We start from the raw sequence: 3,510 nt of genomic DNA on the forward strand, positions 1-3,510 counted from the left end.
GCTCCTGGTCGCGGGTTCCGGCGTGGCGGGTGGAGCCTCCAGGATGAGGTGCGCGTTGGTTCCGCTGATGCCGAACGACGAGATGGCTGCCCTGCGAACTCGGCCGGTGTCCGGCCACGCGCGGTTCCCGGTCAGCAGCCGGACCCGGCCAGCCGACCAGTCGACGTGCGGTGAGGGCGTGTCCACGTGCAAGGTCGAGGGCAGGACGCCGGCACGCAGCGCCAGCACGGTCTTGATCACGCCGCCGACGCCCGCCGCCGCCTGGGCGTGGCCGATGTTGGACTTGAGCGAGCCCAGCCACAGCGGCTCGGTGCGGTCCTGCCCGTAGGTGGCGATGAGCGCCTGCGCCTCGATCGGGTCGCCGAGGGCGGTGCCGGTGCCGTGCGCCTCCACGGCGTCCACGTCGTCGGGCCGCAGTCCCGCGCGGGCGAGCGCCTGCCGGATGACCTGCTCCTGCGCGGGACCGCTGGGGGCGGTGAGGCCGTTGCTGGCGCCGTCCTGGTTGACGGCCGATCCGCGCACCACCGCCAGCACCGGGTGCCCGTTGCGGCGCGCGTCCGAGAGCCGTTCGAGGACGACCACGCCCGCGCCCTCTGCCCAGGCGGTGCCGTCGGCCGCTGCGGCGAACGCCTTGCACCGCCCGTCCGGGGCCAGCCCCCGCTGACGGCTGAACTCCACGAACATGCCGGGGGTGGCGAGCACCGCGGCGCCGCCCGCCAGGGCCAGGGAGCACTCACCGTCGCGCAGGGCCCGCGCGGCCAGGTGCAGCGCGACCAGGGACGAGGAGCACGCGGTGTCCACGGTGACCGCGGGACCGCTGAGCCCGAGGGCGTAGGAGACCCGGCCCGAGGCGACGCTGACCGTGCTGCCGGTCAGGGCGTAGCCCTCGTAACCGTCCAGGCCCTCGTGCAGGCGGGGTCCGTAGTCCTGCGCCATCACGCCGGTGAACACACCGGTGTCGCTGCCGCGCAACGACCTGGGGTCGATGCCCGCCCGCTCCACCGCCTCCCACGAGGTCTCCAGCAGGAGCCGCTGCTGCGGGTCCATCGCCAACGCCTCGCGCGGCGAGATGCCGAAGAACCCCGCGTCGAACTCCGCCGCGTCGTAGAGGAAACCGCCCTCCCGCGCGTAGGTCGTGCCGCTGCGCGCGGGGTCGGGGTCGTAGAGGCCCGCCAGGTCCCAGCCCCGGTCAGAGGGGAAGCCGCCGATGGCGTCGCGGCCGTCGACGACGAGCTGCCACAGCTCCTCGGGGGACCGGACACCACCGGGGTAGCGGCAGCCCATGCCCACGATCGCGATCGGCTCGTCGAGCGCCGGGCCGGAGGTGGTCGCGGTCGGGCGTCGTCCGGAACCGGTCAACTCGGTGCGCAGGTGGCGGGCGAGCGCGGTGGGCGTCGGGTGGTTGAACAGCAGCGCCGGGGACAGGCGCAGGCCGGTGTCCGCGGCCAGCGCGTCGCGGAGCTCGACGGCGGTCAGCGAGTCGAAGCCCAGGTCCTTGAAGGTCAGGTCGGTGTCGACGCCCTCGGCGGTGGTGTGGCCGAGCACGGCGGCGGCGTGGTCGCGCACCCGGTCGAGCAGCGACCGGTCCTGCTCGGCCTCCGGCAACCCGGACAGCAGGTCGGCCAGCGCGGAGCGGTCGGTGTCAGCCGGGGCGAAGCCTTCCCGGTCCCCGCGGAGGTCGGGGGTGGGGCGGTCGGGCGTCTCCCCGGCGCCGCGCCGCTCCGGGGTGTCGAGCCAGTGGCGCCGCCGCTGGAACGCGTAGGTCGGCAGGGCGACCCGTCGGGCCCGTCCGCCCTCGTGCAGCCTGGCCCAGTCGACGTCGACGCCCCGGACGTGCAGCCCGGCGAGCGCGGTGACCAGGGCGTCCACCTCAGGCCGGTCGGCGCGCTGGGCCGGGTGGACAGCGACGTCGACGCCCTGGGCGCACTCGCGCGCGGACGCGCTGAGCACGCCGTCCGGACCGATCTCCACGAACGTCGTGACACCGTCGGCGAGCGCGGTGGTGACGGCGTCGGCGAACCGGACCGCCTGGCGGGCGTGCCGCACCCAGTAGTCCGGAGCGCGCAGCTCCTCCCCCGCGGGCAGACCGGTCAGGTTGGACAGCACCGGCAGCCGGGGTCGGTGGAAGCGGACCCCGGCCAGCACCTCGCCGAACTCGGCCAGCACCGGCTCCAGCAGGTGCGAGTGGAACGCGTGGCTCACCCGCAGCGACTTGGTGCGCCTGCCGAGCCCGGACAGCGCGGCCACGACCCGCTCGACCTCGGGCAGTTCGCCGGAGACGACCACCGACGACGGCCCGTTGACCGCCGCCAGGCCCACACGACCCGACAGCAGCGGGGTGACCTCGTCCTCCGCCGCCTCCACCGCCGCCATCGCCCCACCTTCCGGGAGCGACTGCATCAACCTGCCCCGAGCAGCCACCACCCGACAGGCGTCCCCCAACGACCACAACCCCGCCACGTGCGCCGCCGCCAACTCACCGATCGAGTGCCCGAGCAACACGTCCGGACGCACCCCGAAGGACTCCAGCAACCGGAACAGCGCCACCTCGAACGCGAACAGGGCGGGCTGCGCGAACTCCGTGCGCTGCAACAGTTCCGGGGAGGAGAGCGCCCCGACCAGGTCGCCGAAGTGCCCGCACACCTCGTCGAAGGCCTCGGCGAACAGCGGGAACCGGGCCGCCAACCCCCGACCCATCCCCACCCGCTGCGAACCCTGACCCGAGAACAGGAAACCGAGCCTGGCGCCCGGAACGACCCGCCCCCGCAGCACGTTCGCGGCGGGGGTTCCGCCTGCGACCGCGCCGAGGCCGTCGAGCAGGGCTCCGCGGTCCGAGCCGACCACGACGGCCCGGTGGCTGTGCGCGGTCCGGGTCGTGGCCAGCGACAGGCCCACATCCGCCGGGTCCAGCTCCTGGGCGTGCTCCCACAACCGCGCGGCCTGGGCGGCCAGAGCCGCCTCGCCCACCCCGGAGACCGGCCACACCACCGGCCCCGGAGCGCTCCGGGCTCCCGTTCCCGCGTGCCGGTCGAGCCCGGCGGGAGCCTCGGTGAGCACCAGGTGGCAGTTCGTGCCGCCCATGCCGAACGAGGACACCCCGGCCACCAGCGGCAGGCCGGGCCTCGGCCAGCCGGACAGCGAGCGCTGGACGGCCAGGTTGAGGCGGTCCAGGGGGATCTCCGGGTTGGGGGTCTCGAAGTTCAGGCTCGCTGGCAGCAGCCGGTGCGCGATGCTCAGCGCGGTCTTGACCAGTCCGGTGACGCCCGCGCCCGCCTCCAGGTGGCCGACGTTCGTCTTCGCGGAACCGACCAGCAACGGCTCCCCCTGCGGTCGGTGGGCGCCCAGCGCGGCGCCGAGCGCGGCGGCCTCCACGGGATCGCCGAGCCGGGTGCCCGTCCCGTGCAGCTCGACGTACTTGACCTGCTCAGGGCGGACACCGGCGCTCTCGCGGGCCAGACGTAGCACCGCCTCCTGTGCGCCTGCGTCCGGCACTGTGAGACCGCTGGTGGC

Annotated in this window: 1 protein-coding gene; it reads right to left on the reverse strand. The window is 75.0% G+C overall.

The genetic code is table 11. The features are described 5' to 3' along the window. Nucleotides 1-3,510, reverse strand: a 3,510-nt coding sequence (locus ACTUAL_RS21525; protein WP_440901517.1) for a beta-ketoacyl synthase N-terminal-like domain-containing protein, incomplete at both ends; no start/stop codon positions are given.

The sequence above is a fragment of the Actinosynnema sp. genome, assembly GCF_052038725.1.